The sequence below is a fragment of the Streptomyces sp. NBC_00464 genome (assembly GCF_036013915.1).
Taxonomy (GTDB): domain Bacteria; phylum Actinomycetota; class Actinomycetes; order Streptomycetales; family Streptomycetaceae; genus Streptomyces.
This window is the reverse complement of record NZ_CP107899.1, coordinates 7,776,402-7,793,030: the sequence shown is the minus strand read 5'-3', so window position 1 is coordinate 7,793,030 and position 16,629 is coordinate 7,776,402. Positions and strand designations below refer to the sequence as shown.

The following is a 16,629-nucleotide window of genomic DNA, read 5'->3' as shown; positions in this document are numbered from 1 at the left end:
TCCGAGGGGCCCCGCACTCGCGCAACGGAAGGGACGGCGCCGCAGGGCGGCTGACTCCTGAGTACCCGTACTCACGGCGCCACGGCCCCTCTCCGGGAGAATGGCAACCATGACCCGACGTATCAGGACGGCCTCGATCACCCTGCTCTGTGTCTTCGCTCTGACGAGCTGCGGGAAGAGCGCTGATGATCTCTTCTCCAATCTCAACGGCACACAGACGTCGAATGATTCGGACCGCCGGACACCTTCCGGCGACGCCACCGGTGTGAACGAGCCCCCTCAGTACGGCGACAACAACCGGGCTGTGCGCCCGGATCGCCCGAGTGCGGCGGACGAGCAACGCGCGCACGAGAAGGCCGCGGAGATCCGGTCGGCCCTTGAGGGCCTCAGGCATCAGAATCGGATTCAGCCCGCGCAGGTCCGGACGGTGCTCGCGCGGCTGGCCGCTCCCGCCCACCTGGCCGTGGAGAAGTGGCCCAGCCGGAGCGGACAGAATCCCGTCCGTGGCAGCGTGTACGGAATCTGGATCGGCAAGTCCGCCTGCCTCACCGGCGCCGTCACACAGGAGCGTGTCTGGACCGAGGTCAACGGCCATTTCCCGGAGACAGGTTGTCTGCCCCCGGCGCCCACGCATTGAAGCCCGACCGAACGGTACCGTCCTTCGGCGCCTGGACCGGGTGGTCCCGGAGGCACGCCGGGCTCGACCGCCCGGCCCGGGGCCGATCTCCGGACCGGGACGTCAGCACCAGTGCAGGACCGTCGTGGAGTCGAGGAAGGACATGCTCCACTGGATGGATGAACGGTATGTCCCCTCCTCGTCCCTCCGTCCGACCGCGTGGACCTTGGACACATCGAATACGTACATGTCGCCGGCTTCGACGGGCACCGTGACCTTCTGGAAGCCGGAGAGTGTCTCCTGCGGGTACCCGAAGCTGTCGTCGCCGAAGCCCAGCGCACGGCGGCTCGCCGCGTCCGGGGCGATGTTCCAGACCATCAGTGCGCCTCCCGGCCCGTTCTCCACACAGGCCAGGGCGTTGCAGACATGCCGGGCGCTCTGCACCTCGAATCCCCTGAGGTAGGGCGCGCGGCGAATCGTGTCGGCATCGTCGTGCGGGACGAGCGAGTACGCCCCGGAGGCCTCCCGCGAGCGCAGTTTGTACGACCCAGCCCGCCGGCCATGGAGTTCCGCGAGCCGGAGGTTCACGCCCTGCCTTGTGAGGTGCGCACGATAGTCGTCGAGCAGAGCGGGAACGGCGCGGTCCTCAACACCGGTGAAGAGGGCATCGACACCGGCACGGGTCTGTTCCGCATCGTCCAGGTACCGGTCCAGGCCGTTCGCGCCGACCATCTGGGGACCGCAGCCGTAGCCGTTCGGGGAATTGCTGCCGGCCTGTTTCAGGATGGGGCTGCTCCAGAAGTTCCGGCGGATCCGTTCGCACACCTCCGGTGCCAGCGCCCCGCGGAAGATCACTCCCAGGACGCGCCCCCGAAGGACGTCGGTCCACAGCTCCCAGTCGATCTCCTCCCTCTCCACGAAGCGGAAGTAGTCGGCGGGATGAACGTCTCCGGTCAGCCTGACGTCTGTTGGCCTGTCGTCCATGAGAACACCTCGTCCTCTGTCAGTAGGCGATGCTCACCACGGTCTGCGGCGAGCCATGGACCTTGCGGGACCGCTCCTGCATGGCCAGGACCCCGACCAGCCGCTCGGGGGTGTAGAAGGCACTGAACTTGGTATAGGCATCGATCTTCAGCTCCTCCCCCTCCCGGGTCACCGCGCCGGCCTGCTCCGGGTGCATGCGTGCCTCCTGGGCGACCCACTGGTGCCCCGCCGCGCTGTCGGCGAGGATGCGCTCGAACAACTGCCGCAGGGCAACGGTCGTGAAGCTGCCGGAGAAGTACACGGCGCGGCTGCCCCAGTTGAGCGTCGGATGATGGCTGCCGAACTTGAAGTAGTACACGCGTTTGCGCTCGCCCAGAGTGCAGTAGTCCTCCAGGCTTATCCAGGATCCGTCGGGCATGTGAAAGCCGTCGGGGGTGATGATCTCGGTGTGGGGGAAGAGTCCACGGATCTCGTCCGGGTAGTACGCACGGGTCTTGTCCCAGAAGGGCCACGCCATGGCCACCTTGGCGTCGTACAAGGGGATCGGGGGATGGTCGAAGAAGAGTTCCCCCTTCTCGCACTCCTCCATCCACTGGTCGAAGAATCCGTTGTACCGCAGGTCGTAGAACTCATGAGCCCGGACGAAGTTGCACTCCTTCCAGTGGACCGGGTCCCAGCCGAAGTGCCGGATGCCGGCCTCGCGCAGTCGCTGGACCGTGTAGTGGACCCCGTGCGGGCGGGACGCGTTGTTGGTCAGATGGTGGGCTACGGGGTCCGGCCCCAGCCGGCTGTGCAGGGACGTGGCGAGCCCGCCGATGAGCGATCCGAAGCCCTGGACCGGTGCGCCGAAATCCCCGGGAAACTCCTGGTACATGCTGTACACCTGCTCGGCGATCTCCCAGCCGGAGGCCGGGCACTGGATCTCGGCGATCGCTCCGGGAGCGGCTTCGTCCGTGCGGAAGTAGACCGGCAGGGCGAGCTGGCGTTCGGTGAGACCGCGGTGGAACTCGATGCCGCGCTCGGGTGGCTGGCAGGAGAGGATCGAGTCGGCGATGGCAGGGTCCGCTTCACCACGCACGCTCGCCATGAACACGTCTCGGGTGATCCGCTGGTAGCTGCGGATCAGCGCGTTGCGGTCGATGAACCCCTGAAGCGTCGCGGTGTCCAGCGCATAGGGCCGGTCCGCGATCAGGTTGGTGAATCCGACTGTTTCCCTTGTTCTGTGCTCGATGTCCTCGTCGATGAACCGGTACCAGGGATTGGTGGTCCGCTCGCCCATTTCGGATCCCTTCATTCTGCGTTCAGTGCTGCCGGATCGAATCCGTAGAGTCGGGCGCAGTTGCGGAACAGCACCTGGTGCCGGTCCTCTTCGGGAACATCACGGAAGGACCGCGCGATGAGGTCCTGCGAGTGCGGCCAACTCCCCTCGTAGTGCGGGTAGTCACTCCCCCAGAGAAAGTTCCCCGAGCCGAGGAGACGCATCGTGAGGATGCCGATCTCGTCATCGGTGAAGGTGGCGTGGACCTGGCGGCGGAAGTACTCGCTGGGCGGCATGGTGAGCGTGGTGTCCAGGACGGGGCCGAGTTTGTCGTAGATGCGATCGGCGTGCAGCAGGTGGTAGCCGACCCAGCCGATGTCGTTTTCCGCAAGTACGAGCTGGAGGCGGGGAAAGCGCTCCAGCACTCCGGAGAAGATCAGGTCCGTGAGCGAGTGCTGCATCTCCTCGGGATATCCCATGTTCCGCTGGATGCGGCCCAGCGGTGTGCTGTAGTCGAACAGCTTGGGGCTGTCCCGGTAGCCGGTGAGGCAGTGCATCGAGACCGGCATCCCCAGCTCCTGTGCGGCATGCCAGAAGGGCTCGTTCGCCTCACCCGTGAACTCCCGCTCCGGTGCCGGAGAAGCCCAGATCGAGGCCCCTCTCAGACCCATGGCACGGCACCGGTTCAGTTCCTTGACGGCTTCGCCGGCGTCCCACAACGAGATCAGGCCCAGGCCGACGAGCCGGTCGGGCGCGTGACTCACGAACTCGGCCAGCCAGTCGTTGTAGGCCCGGAAACAGGCCCGCTGGAACTCGGCGTCCCGCAGCCAGAACAGGCTCATGGCCAGGCTCGGATACAGGACCTCCGCGGACACTCCGTCCTGCGCCATGTCCTTCATCCGTGCGAGAGGATCGTTGCCGCCCGACCGGGCCGCTTCGATGCCCGACTCCGAGACGTCGGCGAACTCCTCGGGCGACGCGTCCGTCACATAAAGGGAATTGATCAGCGCGGGCTGGAGACCGTCGCACGTGAAGAACCATCCACGGCGATCGGCGTCCCAGTGGACGCGAGGCGCTCTGTCCCTGAATCTGCGTTCGAGCCGGTCGGACCACAGCCGGACAGGCTCCACGACATGCGAGTCCGCCGAGATGACAGGTGAGTTCATGCACCCACTCCTGCGTCGGGAACGGAGGGCGACGACGATTGCTCGGCTCCATTAGTGAAGGCCCTCGGTGCCCAGTCAAGGCCGCCCCGTCGCGCAGGGCCACGATCCGGACACGGTCAGGGACATGTGAACGACCGGATACGGACGCCCTGTCCTGGACCGGCCTCTTGTGAGGGGCCGGGTGCTTCGGTACGCCTGGTAGCCCTGCGCGGCCATCGCGGCAGAGCCACCTCACGTTCCGAAGGACGGCGACGTATGTCGGTCGACAGCTCGACGGCTGGTCCGGGGACCAGCACGGACGTTCTGCTCATCAGCGCCTCGAACTACCCGGCGCTGCCCATCTACCCCTACGCCTTTGTGCAGGTCTCGGCTGTCGCCGCACGGAACAACCTGACCACTGAACGTCTTGATCTCCTCCGCACGCCCAAGCACCGGTGGAAGGAGGTCCTGAGGCAGGCCCTGGACCGCACATCGCCGCGCATCATCGGGATCCACCTGCGCCAGGTGGACTCCATCTTCATCTGGAACTACGCCGAGAGCCCCCTCCCGGGCGCACCGGAGGTCGTACGCAACAGCTATTGGCCGGTGGACGACACCGAGGAACTCATGGCGCTGCTGCGCTCGTTGACCGACGTGCCGGTCATGGTGGGCGGGTTCGGCTTCTCCACACAGGCGCAGGCGCTCATGAAGCGGCTGCGCCCGGACTTCGGTGTGGTCGGCGAGCCGGACCACGTCATGGCCCGCTTGGACGACGTCCTCGCGCACCGGAAGCTGGGCGAGATCGCGAACCTCGCGTATCCCTCGGGCGATGAATACTCCTTCGGTCCAAGGGTGTTCCTGCCTCCCGCGGACCACACCGAGTACACCGAGGCCGTCCTGGACGATCTTCTCGCCTTCTACGGCGCGGACAGGAGCACCGGCCCGGTTTCCGCCCATGTCCCGGTCGAGATCCAGCGCGGCTGCCCGTACCGCTGCTACTTCTGCACGGAGCCGGTGGTCAAGGGCCGGCAGCACCGCATCAGGGACCTCGACGTGGTGATGTCCGACATCACGTTCCTGGCCGATCGCGGAGTGAGCCGGATATGGCTGGTCTGCTCAGAGATCAACATCGGCAGCAACGCCCTGCTCTTCGAGATGGCCGAGCGGATGCGAAGGCTCAACCGGGGGCGGGACAGGCCTGTGGGCTGGACCTGTTACCTGCTGCCCAACCCGGCGCTGGACCGAGACGAGATCCGGATGCTGCTGGACGCGCATTTCGAGCCGAGCTGGAACCAGTTCGCCTCCTACCACGACGACAACCTGAAACAGACGCGCGTGCCCTATCGGTCCCGGCACGCCATCCAGGCCCAGTTGTACTGGCTGGAGGAGGAGGAGAAGTACCGGCGCGAGCACGGACAGCCCCTGCCGTCCCGGCGCCTGGACATGTTCCTGGGCAATTCCTACGCCACCGCCGAGACCGTCTCGGCCACGCTGCGTACGGTCAACGAGCTCGGCCTCGGGGAACGCTTCGACGATTCCCTGATCACCCGCGCGACCCGGGTGTTCGATCTCGGTGACGGGGCGATCGGCGAATCCGCCGCATCCGCCTACTCCGTCGGCCCCCGGGGCCGGCTGGACGAGATCGACCTGCTCTACCCCACCTTCGGCTATCCGCCGTCGCTGGTCGGGGAACTGGGCAGCAATCGGGCCGTGGACGAGTTCTTCGCCTACGTCGAGGAGACCTTCCTCTCCCGGGCCTTCCGCGCGACACGCGACTGGCCCGCCTTCATGACCCGCGTTCTCTCCACCGGCACCCTCGTGCCGCCGGTCGCGGGCGACGCCGAAGCCCTCCTCCGACGCGTCCTGGCAACGCCCTCGGCCGACGGCGACGCCGAGGACACCGCCAATCCCGGAGACCTCGCACTCACGCTTGTCGAGCTGATCACAGGCACCCGCCCGGAACGGACGCACGCCGTGTTCCAGGCGATCGGCCTGCCCGGCTACTGGGAGGACCCGTCCCGCTGGAGCCCGTACGACGTCTGCTCAGCGCTCGGCCAACGGTACGACTCAATCGCCGACTTGATGCAAGCGGTCGATGACGTGACAGGAACCGAAGGCGATCCTGCCCCCCAACTGGCCGTGGAGTACTGCGTGCACGCCAACAACGTCGTGTTGCGTCCGGACTACGCACGCCTGCTGTTCTCGGCCTGAACGCCATCCCGCCGGTGGGCCGGGGCCCGCTCGGGGCAGGGCCCGGCCCACCGGAAGCGGTTCGGCTCGTTCTCACGAAGCCAGGTACTTGCCGGGTCCCCCGTCGCGCACGGTATCGAGAGTCACGCAGTGGAACGATCCGCCGAAGCTGTAGACATGCCGGAAGTCCACCGGCACGCAGCGGAACCCCCAGGCGGTCAACGCGTCGATCAGCGGCTGCTCCTGGCGCTCCACGACGACGGTCTCCGGGTCCAGGGAGAGTACGTTCATGCTCACCCACGGGCTGCAGAAGTACATCGGCCAGTCCGGCGGCAGCGCCGGGGCGGGGGCGGGGAGGATCTCCCAGCCCTCGAACAGCGGGTGGGGGATGTACCGTTCGGGGTTCACCAGCAGCTTTCCGGGCGCCAGCGGAGCGAAGGTGGCGTCGATGTGCATGGCGTGAGGATCATTGGTCTCGACGACCGAGACGGTGAACTCCGGTCCGAGGGCCCGCCGGACCCAGTCGATGCCGAACTCGTTGGTGACATGGCTGCGCTGCACGATGACGTCCTCGCCGAACCGCAGGAAATCGGCGGCGTCGAAGACCGGCTCGAATTCGGTCACCGCCCACCGCTCCGCATCGGGAGACGCCGCATCGCCGGGTGTCCGGTAGAGCTCGTCGAGCAGCTGCGGACGGGGCGCCGGCATCCAGCGGGCGCCGCGCCGGAACCAGGACTTCAGCAACGTACGGAATGCGTCCCCTTCGTGGTACCGGCACCGCCAGGACATGGGCGCCTCGATGACAGTGTCGCCCACCACCATCAGCAGGTCGCGGGGCATGCCCGCGTACAGGCCGCCATCGGATGTCCAGTGCGGCGTGCGGAAGGGCCGCCGGTGGCTGACGATGTCGGGGCGCACCACGGTGACGCCCTCGGATTCGAGGATGCCGGCCAGCGTGTCCAGTTCGCCCTCGGCCGCCTTGAGGTGGGCGGCCGGGAACGGCTGGCCGCCTTCCTCCCGGCAGATGCGCCACGCCGCTTCCGGCAACGTGTGCGTCATGGACTCCTGCCAGCTGGGAAACACCCCACCCGCCAGGGACCCGACGACGACCTCGCGTAGGGGGTCCCACTCGGTGTACGAGCTGAGCGCCACAGGGGGGCTGCCGGCCGTCTCCTTGTCAGGTGAGCTGGGATCGCCCGTCCAAGGCTCCATGCGATTCAACTGTTCCTCCGTACGAACGTCGGCGGATGCCCCGCCCTGTGCCCAGGACGACGCCGTTGCGGGTGCTGTGCGGTGGGTGGCGCGATCGGCCTCAGTGGGCGCTGGCCAGTCCTCCAGCCGTCTCGCCACCGTCGATCACGAAGGACTGGCCGGTGACGAACGCTGCGTCGCGGGATGCCAGGTAGGCCACCAGGGAGGCGATCTCCGCGGGGTCCCCCAGGCGCTTCAGGGGAACCACCTCGGCCTGCTCGGCGAGCTGGTCCTCGCTGTACTCGGCCCGCTGCATGGGGGTCAGCACATATCCCGGGCACACCGCGTTCACTCGTACGCGGGGCGCCAGTTCCAGGGCCATGGTCCTGGTCAGTTCGATGACGCCGGCCTTGCTCGCGTTGTAGGCGGCGTAGCGGGGCATGCCGACCATCCCACTGACGGAAGCGGTGTTGACGATCACTCCGCCTTCCGCGTCGACCATGCGCCGGGCCGCCTCGCGGGCCATCAGGAACACTCCGGTGAGATTCACCCGGAGCGTGCGCTCCCACGCTTCGAGCGTCGTATCGAGGAACGGGCTGCGGATGCTGATGCCTGCGTTGTTGCACAGCACGTCGACCCCGCCCCACTCCTCGTCCACGGTGGCGAAGGCCGCGGTCACGTCTGCGGCTTCGGACACGTCCGTGTGGAGCAGCAGCCCCACCCCGGGGTCGGTCTCGGCGAACGCCGCCAGCGCCACGGGGTCGCGGTCGATGACGCCGACCCGGGCGCCGTCCCGTACGAAGCGCCGTGCGATGGAGGCGCCGATACCCGAGGCTCCGCCCGTGACAAGCACCCGGCGTGGCTGTTCCCCAGCGGACATGCGTCTTCTCCTGCCTCTTCGCGACGTGTTGCTACTGGGTGGAGCTCGGGTCGTTGTCCTGGGAGAAGTTCCCCGAACGCAGGGCGTCGTACAGGCGCTTGCCGGTGGAGGCAGGGCTGAAGAAGAACCGGGTCGACTCCTTCCGGCGGAGCAGTCCGTGAACGACGAAGTCGCGGGCTGTACTCCGCCAGTAGTCCGGTCCGAGGACAGCCAGCAGCCGCAGGTACTCGGCGAGGCCGAGCGGCTCCCCGAACCAGTGGTTGATGGAGATGGAGGGGGTGCGTGCGCGGATGTCGTGCCAGCAGCCGCGCGGGACGTACAGCAGATCGCCCGGCCCCACCCGTACATGGTGGAAGCGCGCTCGCCCGAGTCGTGGGAACCGCTTCAGGTCGGGGGCCCCGAGGTCGACCTGGCTGTTGACCAGATTGTCGGGGAAGGGGTACGCGGCTCTGCTGTCCCGCCAGTCGAGCAGCGTGACGTCCTTCTCGCCCCATACCTGGCAGAACAGATTGTCCTTGAGGTCGGAGTGCAGCATCGAGCGCGTGCCGGCCGAGCCGATCCACACCCTGGTGTCCGTGGGGTGCCGACCGCTGGACGGCACGAGGGAGCCGAAGTCGTAGTCGGCGGGGTCGAAGATCTCGTGGGCCCTGCGGTACGCGAGATAGCAGGGCGCGGAGGGAGCGGTCGTGAGCATGATGTCGACGAACTCGGTGAAGCCGAGCGTCTTCTCGTAGAGGTGCTGGTCCTGGGGAAAGAGCACCCCTGTGTCAGGAAGACCGACAAGAGCGGTCACCTGCCGTTCACTGTGCCGGCGGCGCAGCTCGGCCGGGTTCCATGTGGCCAGTGCGCCCCAGCGATCCGTGAGCCCGGTGCAGAGCACCGGGCCGGAGCGGTCGGCGACGGCTCGGCGCAGGGCGCCCACGTCCCCGGCGGCTATGCGCCGCACCGGGAGCACGGTCATGCCGGCCGCCCGCATCCGTTGACCCGGATTCTGTCCGTCGCCGTCCGTCTCCGTGCGGCCACCCGCTCGGTCAGGCCGGCTCATGGCGCCTCACCGCCCACGCCTGTTCGATACGGTCAACTCTGCTCGGCCCGACAACCGGACACCTCCGTCGGTGGATCCTCGGCAGGCACACGTCTCTACTTGGTAAGCGAAAGCGCCCCATGTTGCACAGGGCCGAGTCCGCTTTGCCAACGGCGGCCCTCCGGATTCAGGCCAGCTCGGGTCGCGGCAGATCCACGCTCGACTCTGTATTCAGCGCGGTGCTGCCACCGGCCGTCCCTGCCGGAAAGCCCAGGTAGGAGCCCGGGGCCGCACGCGGTCTCCTGCGCTCAGGAAGCGTGATCCCCGCGTCACGGCCCGTGCCGCGGTCCCTCCCGGCCGCCGATGATTTCGGCTGAGTGTGACGTCCTTGACAAGCATCGTCGCCGCTCTTCCCAGCATCTCGCGTTCCTGGAGCGAGCGGCTGATCGCCTTCTGCACGAAGCCATGAGCAACGCCTGCGACGACTGTGTCGCAGGCGTTCACTACCCTCACCATCCGAGCGCACGACCGTTCGCCACGGGCTCGTCGACATCAGTGACCAGAGTTGACGACTGAGCCTCCGTCGCGATGGATCACAGACGCCTACCGGCGCGGGACCTCAGCATGGACAGGTAGTCCGGCAGCTTGTCCACCGCCTTCCGCGTGATCTGCACGGTCTGCGCGATTTCCTGCGACTGGTGGTTGACCACCAGCGTGTATTTCCTGTCCTCGACATACAGTTCAGCGGTGTAGAGCACAGTTCTGATCGTCACGTCACCTCATAGGGGAAGCGGCAACGGTCGGTACCGTCAGTGCGCCTTGGCGGCGGCCGCGACGTGCTTCTTCCGCTGGCCCGCCTGTGCGTCGCTGTTTCCGGAGGTTTCCACTACCGAATCCGCCAGGATCTCATCCGCCAAAGCCTCGGCAGTCAGGTCACGCAATTCCTCTCCCGCACTGTGCACGGCACGCCTGGCGTCGAGGGCGATTCCCACGGACAGCTTTACGACGCCCTGAAATACGGGCTTTGCCACGCGCTTCGCCAACGGGGCGACGAGCAGCCCGAGCAGGAAGGGGGGAACTACAGGCAGCATACTGATTCAGCCTTTCACTATCTGCGTGGTCACCAGTAATGACGACCGGAATGATTACCGCCGGATCCTTCATGTAGATCTCCGGTGGCTTTGCTGACGTAATCCAGGTTAGGTGACACCCACGCACCGACCGTATCCACCTCGCGATCATTCACCTATACGAGTGCCGGAACTGCCGAGGCGCTATTCCTGTGAGTCACTCGTGCCGTGCACCAGGCACCTTCTCCCCGGCCTGCAGACCCCACATGGTCGCGTACATGCCAGCACTCTGGACCAGTTCGTGGTGGGTTCCCTGTTCCTTCACCACGCCACCCTGGTCCAGCACGACGATGCGGTCGGCATTGCGGATCGTTGACAGCCGGTGCGCGATCACGACCATGGTCCTGTTCTTCCCGAAGGCGTTGAGAGCACACTGAATGGCCGCCTCGGTCCCGTTGTCGACAGCGGAGGTCGCCTCGTCAAGAATCACGATCGGCGGGTTCTTCAGAATGGTGCGGGCCAGCGCGATTCGCTGACGCTGCCCCCCGGACAGCGCGGAACCCCGCTCACCCACCATGGTGTGGTAGCCGTCCGGAAATGCCGAGATAAATGTATCCGCACCTGCCGTGCGAGCGGCATCGGCGAGTCGCTCATCGTCGGCACCGAAGGTGCCGTAGCGGATATTGTCCGCGATCGTGGCGTCGAAAAGAAATGGATCCTGGGAAACATACCCAATGACACCGCGGAGGTCGCTCAGTGCCAGGTCCTCCACGTTACGTCCATCGAGCAGCACATCGCCGGAATCCGGTCGCCGGAAGCGCATGAGCAGCTTTGCAACAGTCGTCTTCCCCGACCCGGTGGCGCCGACGATTCCGGTTACTTCCCCCGGGGCAATGTGCAGCGAGAATTTCTCCAGTGTCGCAGGACGGCCCGGGTAGGCGAAAGTGACATTCTTGAGTTCGATCTCCCCGGTGACACTTCCGTGGTCCAGGGACAGACTGTTCGTGCCGGACTCGACGGGCAGCTCGTGCAGCCGCTGGACGTTCGCCAAGGCGCCGCGTGCTTGCTGGTACTGGTCGGTGATCCCGCCCAGCAGGGTGAGCCGCTTCAATGCCTGCGCAGGCATCTCGATCAACGGGGCGACAGCTCCCACGGACAGCGATCCCTTGAGAACGGCCTTGCCACCCAGGAACAGGGTGGCCGGCAGCATGGTCATGGCTGATGCCCGCACCACGAGCGCCTGGAGCACCATGCTGCGGTCGGTTCGCTCGGTGGCGTCCGCGTACCCCTGACTGAGCTCGGTGATGTGTGCCGCTTCGTAGCCCTCGGAGCAGAATGCCTTCACGGTGGAATTGGCCTGAAGGTTGTCGGACATTCGGCTCCTCATCCGACCGCGGCGCTCGCCGGAAACCGCGAGGGCGGCTTTCGAGCGCTCGTGGTACCGAAAGGAGAGCCAGGTCATCAGCGGGATCGGGGCGAAGGCGAGCCAGGCGAGCTGGGGGACGAGCAGCGTGAAGACGGGCAGCAGTACGGCGAAGCTGGTGGCCAGTTGGACGGACTGGTGCATCGACGAGCTGACGAACGTACCCATCCGGCTGACGTCCTCGGTCAGAACAGCCGTGATCCGACTGGTGTGTTCCCCTTCCAGATCCGCCGGCGAGAGCTGCTGGACGTGCGCATAGGTCCGCGTTCGCCAGTCGTGCTCGACCGACTGCCCGAGGCGGCGCCATGCGATGCCGGCGCCGTACTCCAAGCCTGCGGTGGCCGCGCACGCCAGAGCCACAGCACCTGCCAGGAGCGGCAGTTGGGCAGCCAGGCCGACAAGCCCCCACTGCGCCAGCAAGCCACTGTTTCCCTGCACGAGCACCATCAAGGTGTACGAGAAGATGGCAAACGTAGAGGTCTCGGCCAGCTGGCCGGTCGCCGAGAGCAGCGTCGCCCACGCGAACCGGCGCTTGTGCGGACCGATGATCTGTCCCAGTGGATGCCGGCCACGTCCGTCGTGCTGTTCCGGCCGCCCTTTCCTGGACCGGCGCAGCGCTCTTCTGATCACGATCGTCGTCGCCGCGGCAGCGGCGCCGAGAGTGACGAACGGATGCAGGAGCAGCCCCATGCCGGCCTTTCCGCATGCCAGCGCGACGACGGTCGCCGCCCCGCCCGCGGCCACCTTCAGGAGCCGGCCTCGGGGGGACACACCGGCTGTCCTCGGAGCCGATCCGCTGCCCGGCCTCCGGGGCCGGGCAGCGGCAGCGGACGGGGACGGGGACGGAGCGGCGGCGACCGAGTCACCGGGCTGCCGCGCGGCCGGGATCACTGGCTGCGCCAGAGCGTCCAGGACGGCTCGGTCGACGCTTCGACGGAGCAGCTCCGCAAGCCGTCGTGAGTCCAGGGTGCGGTCGCACCTCACGAGCACCCGTCCGGTGACGGGGTTGGCGTGCACCTCCTGAACGCCCTCGCCCGCCATGAGATGGCTCTCGACCAGCCGTGCGACGACTGGACGGCCGAACACGGCCGCAACGTCCCACCGTTGGCGGCCGGGGACCACCGACCGGGCGCGAATCGGTACATGGTCCACGCCTTGCGGCGCGGAACTGCGTGCAGCTGGGAATTCGAGGAGGAACGGCATGTGCGGGAAACCACCGGTTTCAGACCGATCGACCACGTCGGGGCCGGTGAGCGGCCGGCAGACGCGTGCAAGTCGAGCGAATAGAGCGGAGAGGGGCTCAGGCAAGCCCTCGTGCAGGACAAGGCTTTGGACGGCGCCCTACGTGGTGAGTGGGACGATTCGCCGTTTGTAGGAGCGGAGGGAGAGCGGGGAGGGTGAGAAGGTGGCGTTCGCCGGTACGTGGGCTGCGCCGGGGCCCATACGGGGCACACGGCAGAGCCTGCAGGTCACAGCCGCGAGCACATGGACGATCGCGGCGAGACGCACCCCTCAGGCATGTCTCACGTTCTACTGCCCTGCGCACGCAGCTGCGACAGTGGGATCATCGGCTCTGCGATCTCCCTCAGCCCGTCGGGAACCATGCGAACCCGTGTTTCCCGCTCCATGAACAGACCAACGAGCGATTGCTCCATATGACACGGCAACGGCGCCCCGGGGCTCCGGACCCCGAAGGGGATTGCCCCGCACCCAGCGGTTGTCGCGGACGCCCGTTGCCCCGACGATGGGCAGGAATGCCGCCACGGACGGGAGGGTGAGTTGACGGATCCCTGGGTGGCTCTGGCCGCCGACGCGAACCCCGGCGCCCGGCTCGGTGAACTACGCCGTGCGCACGAGGTGTTCACCTCCGACGGACGACTGGAGACACCGGTCCGCTCCGTCGTGGCGCAGTCGTGGCGACGCTCGGCCCGGGCGCGGGTCAGCCCTGACGGCGCCGCCTCGGTCGAGCTCTGCGCGAGCGAACTCGGTCCGTACCGGGACACGCACCCCCTGGCTCGCGTCATGCCGATGATCCGCGAACTCATGAGCGCCTACGCCATGGACGGCGAGCATCTGCTCGCGGTCTGCGATGCGCACGGCAGGCTGCTGTGGGTCGAGGGGCATGCACGGGCCCGTCGGCGCGCCGAGCGGATGAACTTCGTGGAAGGCGCCCGCTGGGCCGAGTCGGAGGCCGGGACGAACGCACCCGGCACGGCTCTCGCGGTCGACCGCCCGGTCCAGGTGTTCGCCGCCGAGCACTTCCTTCGCCCGGTCCAGCAGTGGACGTGTGCGGCAGCCCCGCTGCACGATCCGCATACGGGCCGGGTGCTCGGCGCCGTCGACATCACCGGCGGGAACGGACTCGCGCATCCGCACAGCCTGGCGTTCGTACAGGCTGTGGCGCGTGCCGCCGAGTCCCAGCTCGCACTCGTCGCGCCGCGGCCCGCCGGCGGGTCGGCACAGCTCTCCGCGCTCGGCAGCGACGAGGCGCTCCTGGTCCTGGACGGGCGCAAGATCCGGCTCAGCCGACGCCACAGCGAGATCCTGGTGACGCTTGCCCTCCATCCGGAAGGCCTCGGCGGTGACGAACTGCTGATCGAACTGTACGAGGACGAGTCCGTCTCCCCCGTGACGATGCGGGCCGAACTCGCGCGGCTGCGGCGGCTTCTGGGACCCGAGCTGCTGCGCTCGCGTCCGTACCGGCTGGGTGAGCCGGTGGACGCCGACTTCGATGCCGTCGCGCGCAGGCTGGAGTCCGGGGCCGTGGCGGCAGCGCTCGGCGGGTACGCGGGCCCTCTGCTGCCGCGTTCGCAGGCACCGGCGGTCGTCCGACAGCGTCGCCGGATCGCCGGCCGGCTGCGGGACGCGCTGATCGCGCGGGGTGATCCGGGATTGCTCGCCGACTGGGCGTACAGCCCGTGGGGCGCGGAGGACCTCTCTGTCTGGCAGGCGCTCGCCGCGGCGGCACCCCTGGAGCGGCGGGCGGCGCTCCGGGCCAGGGCCAGGACGCTCGACGCGGAGCAGCGCGCTTAGGGGCGGCTCACAGGGACGGTCCGTGCAACGGCGTTGCAACGTCGGGGTGCCTAGTCTCGCGCCGAGGGCCGCCCAACGGCGGGCGGCACCGGATCCGGGAGGCCACACAGATGACCCGTTACGCCGCGCCGGGCACCGAGGGCGCCATCGTCTCGTACGAGTCCCGTTACGACCACTGGATCGGTGGCGCCTATGTCCCGCCGGCCCGTGGTCAGTACTTCGAGAATCCGAGCCCCGTCAACGGCCGCCCCTTCACGGAGATCGCCCGCGGGACCGAGGCCGACGTCGAGCGCGCCCTGGACGCCGCCCATGCGGCGGCCCCTGCCTGGGCCGCCGTGTCCGCGGCTGACCGTGCGACCGTACTGAACCGGATCGCCGACCGCATGGAAGAGCATCTGGAGGAGCTGGCGGTCGCCGAGAGCTGGGAGAACGGCAAGCCGGTGCGCGAGACGCTGGCCGCCGACATTCCGCTGGCCATCGACCACTTCCGGTACTTCGCGGGTGCGCTGCGCGCCCAGGAGGGCTCGCTCAGCGAGATCGACGACGACACCGTCGCGTACCACTTCCACGAGCCGCTGGGTGTGGTGGCTCAGATCATTCCGTGGAACTTCCCGATCCTGATGGCAGTCTGGAAGCTCGCCCCCGCGCTCGCTGCCGGGAACGCGGTGGTCCTCAAGCCGGCCGAGCAGACCCCCGCCTCGATCCATGTGTGGATGAGCCTGGTCGCGGATCTGCTTCCCGCCGGCGTCGTCAACATCCTCAATGGCTTCGGCGTGGAGGCAGGCAAGCCGCTTGCCTCCAGTCCGCGGGTCGCGAAGATCGCCTTCACCGGCGAGACCTCGACGGGGCGCCTGATCATGCAGTACGCCTCGGAGAACCTCAAGCCGGTCACGCTGGAGCTGGGCGGCAAGTCGCCGAACCTCTTCTTCGACGACGTGTGGGCGCTGGACGACGACTTCCGCGACAAGGCACTCGAAGGGTTCACCATGTTCGCCCTCAACCAGGGCGAAGTGTGCACGTGTCCGTCGCGGGCGCTGATCCAGCGCGGACACTACAACGAGTTCCTCGAAGCGGGCATCGCCCGTACCGAACAGATCGTGCCCGGGCACCCGCTGGACACCGAAACGATGATCGGCGCACAGGCATCCGACGACCAGCTGAAGAAGATCCTTTCGTACCTGGAGATCGGGCAGCAGGAGGGTGCCAAGATCCTGACCGGTGGTCAGCTCATCGAGCACGGAGGTGAGTTGGAGGGCGGATACTACGTCCAGCCGACGATCTTCGAGGGTGACAACCGGATGCGGGTCTTCCAGGAGGAGATCTTCGGCCCCGTGCTCGCCGTGACGTCCTTCTCGGACTTCGACGAAGGAATCAGGACGGCGAACGACACGCTGTACGGGCTCGGCGCGGGCGTATGGACGCGGGACACCAACACCGCCTACCGGGCGGGCCGGGCTATCAAGGCGGGCAGGGTCTGGACGAACTGCTACCACGCCTATCCGGCGCACGCCGCTTTCGGCGGATACAAGCAGTCGGGCATCGGCAGGGAGAACCACAAGATGATGCTGGAGCACTACCAGCAGACGAAGAATCTCCTGGTTTCGTACTCGCCGAAGAAGCTGGGCTTCTTCTAGACGCCAAAGAAAGGGCGCCTGACCAGATGTTCTACCTTCCAGGCGCCCTTCCCGGCGAGATGACCGCCCACGCCGAGTCGGCCGTGCCGTATCAGCCGCCTTGCGGCGGGCCCGGGCCCAGACCGTTGCCCCGCTACCGCACCCGCCCGGTCAGCCTGCGCGAACACGTCCAGCAACCCTG

13 protein-coding genes are annotated in these 16,629 nt (G+C 67.5%); 4 read left to right on the top strand and 9 right to left on the bottom strand.

From position 1 onward, the window contains the following. Positions 1-109: 109 nt before the first annotated feature. Positions 110-637 carry a hypothetical protein gene (locus OG912_RS34985; protein WP_327712820.1) on the top strand — a complete coding sequence of 176 codons (528 nt, stop codon included), beginning with the start codon at positions 110-112 and terminating at the stop codon, positions 635-637. 102 nt (positions 638-739) lie between these two features. Here OG912_RS34985 and OG912_RS34980 read toward each other — a convergent pair whose 3' ends face one another. Genes OG912_RS34980 through OG912_RS34970 form a run of 3 tightly spaced genes read right to left on the bottom strand, consistent with a single transcriptional unit; the run spans position 740 to position 4,024 of the window. After that, on the bottom strand, positions 740-1,600 hold the full coding sequence (locus OG912_RS34980) for a hypothetical protein (RefSeq protein WP_327712819.1): 861 nt from the start codon (positions 1,598-1,600) through the stop codon (positions 740-742). A gap of 19 nt (positions 1,601-1,619) precedes the next feature. Then, positions 1,620-2,894, bottom strand: coding sequence for a hypothetical protein (locus OG912_RS34975; protein WP_327712818.1), 1,275 nt, complete (start codon positions 2,892-2,894; stop codon positions 1,620-1,622). Further along, on the bottom strand, positions 2,891-4,024 hold the full coding sequence (locus OG912_RS34970) for an amidohydrolase family protein (RefSeq protein ID WP_327712817.1): 1,134 nt from the start codon (positions 4,022-4,024) through the stop codon (positions 2,891-2,893). The genes OG912_RS34975 and OG912_RS34970 overlap by 4 nt, the downstream gene beginning before the upstream one ends. Before the next feature lie 255 nt (positions 4,025-4,279). Between OG912_RS34970 and OG912_RS34965 the strand changes: the two genes are divergently transcribed. Beyond that, positions 4,280-6,214 (top strand): B12-binding domain-containing radical SAM protein, encoded by a 1,935-nt coding sequence (locus OG912_RS34965; protein WP_327712815.1) that lies wholly within the window; start codon positions 4,280-4,282, stop codon positions 6,212-6,214. 72 nt (positions 6,215-6,286) lie between these two features. On the opposite strand, the gene OG912_RS34960 is transcribed toward OG912_RS34965, so the two are convergent. From OG912_RS34960 to OG912_RS34935, 6 genes are all read right to left on the bottom strand, one after another. Next, entirely contained in the window at positions 6,287-7,405 is a 1,119-nt protein-coding gene (locus OG912_RS34960; protein ID WP_327712814.1) for an amidinotransferase, read from the bottom strand. A 100-nt stretch (positions 7,406-7,505) separates the two neighbouring features. Continuing rightward, positions 7,506-8,264 carry an SDR family NAD(P)-dependent oxidoreductase gene (locus OG912_RS34955; protein ID WP_327712813.1) on the bottom strand — a complete coding sequence of 253 codons (759 nt, stop codon included), beginning with the start codon at positions 8,262-8,264 and terminating at the stop codon, positions 7,506-7,508. Between the two features lie 31 nt (positions 8,265-8,295). Further along, the gene (locus tag OG912_RS34950) at positions 8,296-9,309 is read right to left on the bottom strand and encodes a cupin-like domain-containing protein (protein ID WP_327712812.1); all 1,014 of its coding nucleotides are present in this window, start codon (positions 9,307-9,309) and stop codon (positions 8,296-8,298) included. Positions 9,310-9,881: 572 nt separating this feature from the next. After that, on the bottom strand, positions 9,882-10,061 hold the full coding sequence (locus tag OG912_RS34945) for a hypothetical protein (RefSeq protein WP_327712811.1): 180 nt from the start codon (positions 10,059-10,061) through the stop codon (positions 9,882-9,884). 36 nt (positions 10,062-10,097) lie between these two features. Continuing rightward, positions 10,098-10,379 (bottom strand): DUF5132 domain-containing protein, encoded by a 282-nt coding sequence (locus OG912_RS34940; RefSeq protein WP_326734460.1) that lies wholly within the window; start codon positions 10,377-10,379, stop codon positions 10,098-10,100. Positions 10,380-10,575: 196 nt separating this feature from the next. Continuing rightward, entirely contained in the window at positions 10,576-12,552 is a 1,977-nt protein-coding gene (locus OG912_RS34935; protein WP_327712810.1) for an ABC transporter ATP-binding protein, read from the bottom strand. 1,008 nt (positions 12,553-13,560) lie between these two features. Here OG912_RS34935 and OG912_RS34930 point away from each other — a divergent pair. Next, positions 13,561-14,814 (top strand): GAF domain-containing protein, encoded by a 1,254-nt coding sequence (locus tag OG912_RS34930; protein WP_327712809.1) that lies wholly within the window; start codon positions 13,561-13,563, stop codon positions 14,812-14,814. A 110-nt stretch (positions 14,815-14,924) separates the two neighbouring features. Then, a complete protein-coding gene (exaC, locus tag OG912_RS34925) occupies positions 14,925-16,448 on the top strand; it encodes an acetaldehyde dehydrogenase ExaC (RefSeq protein WP_327712807.1) in 1,524 nt (507 codons plus the stop codon). Positions 16,449-16,629 lie beyond the last annotated feature (181 nt).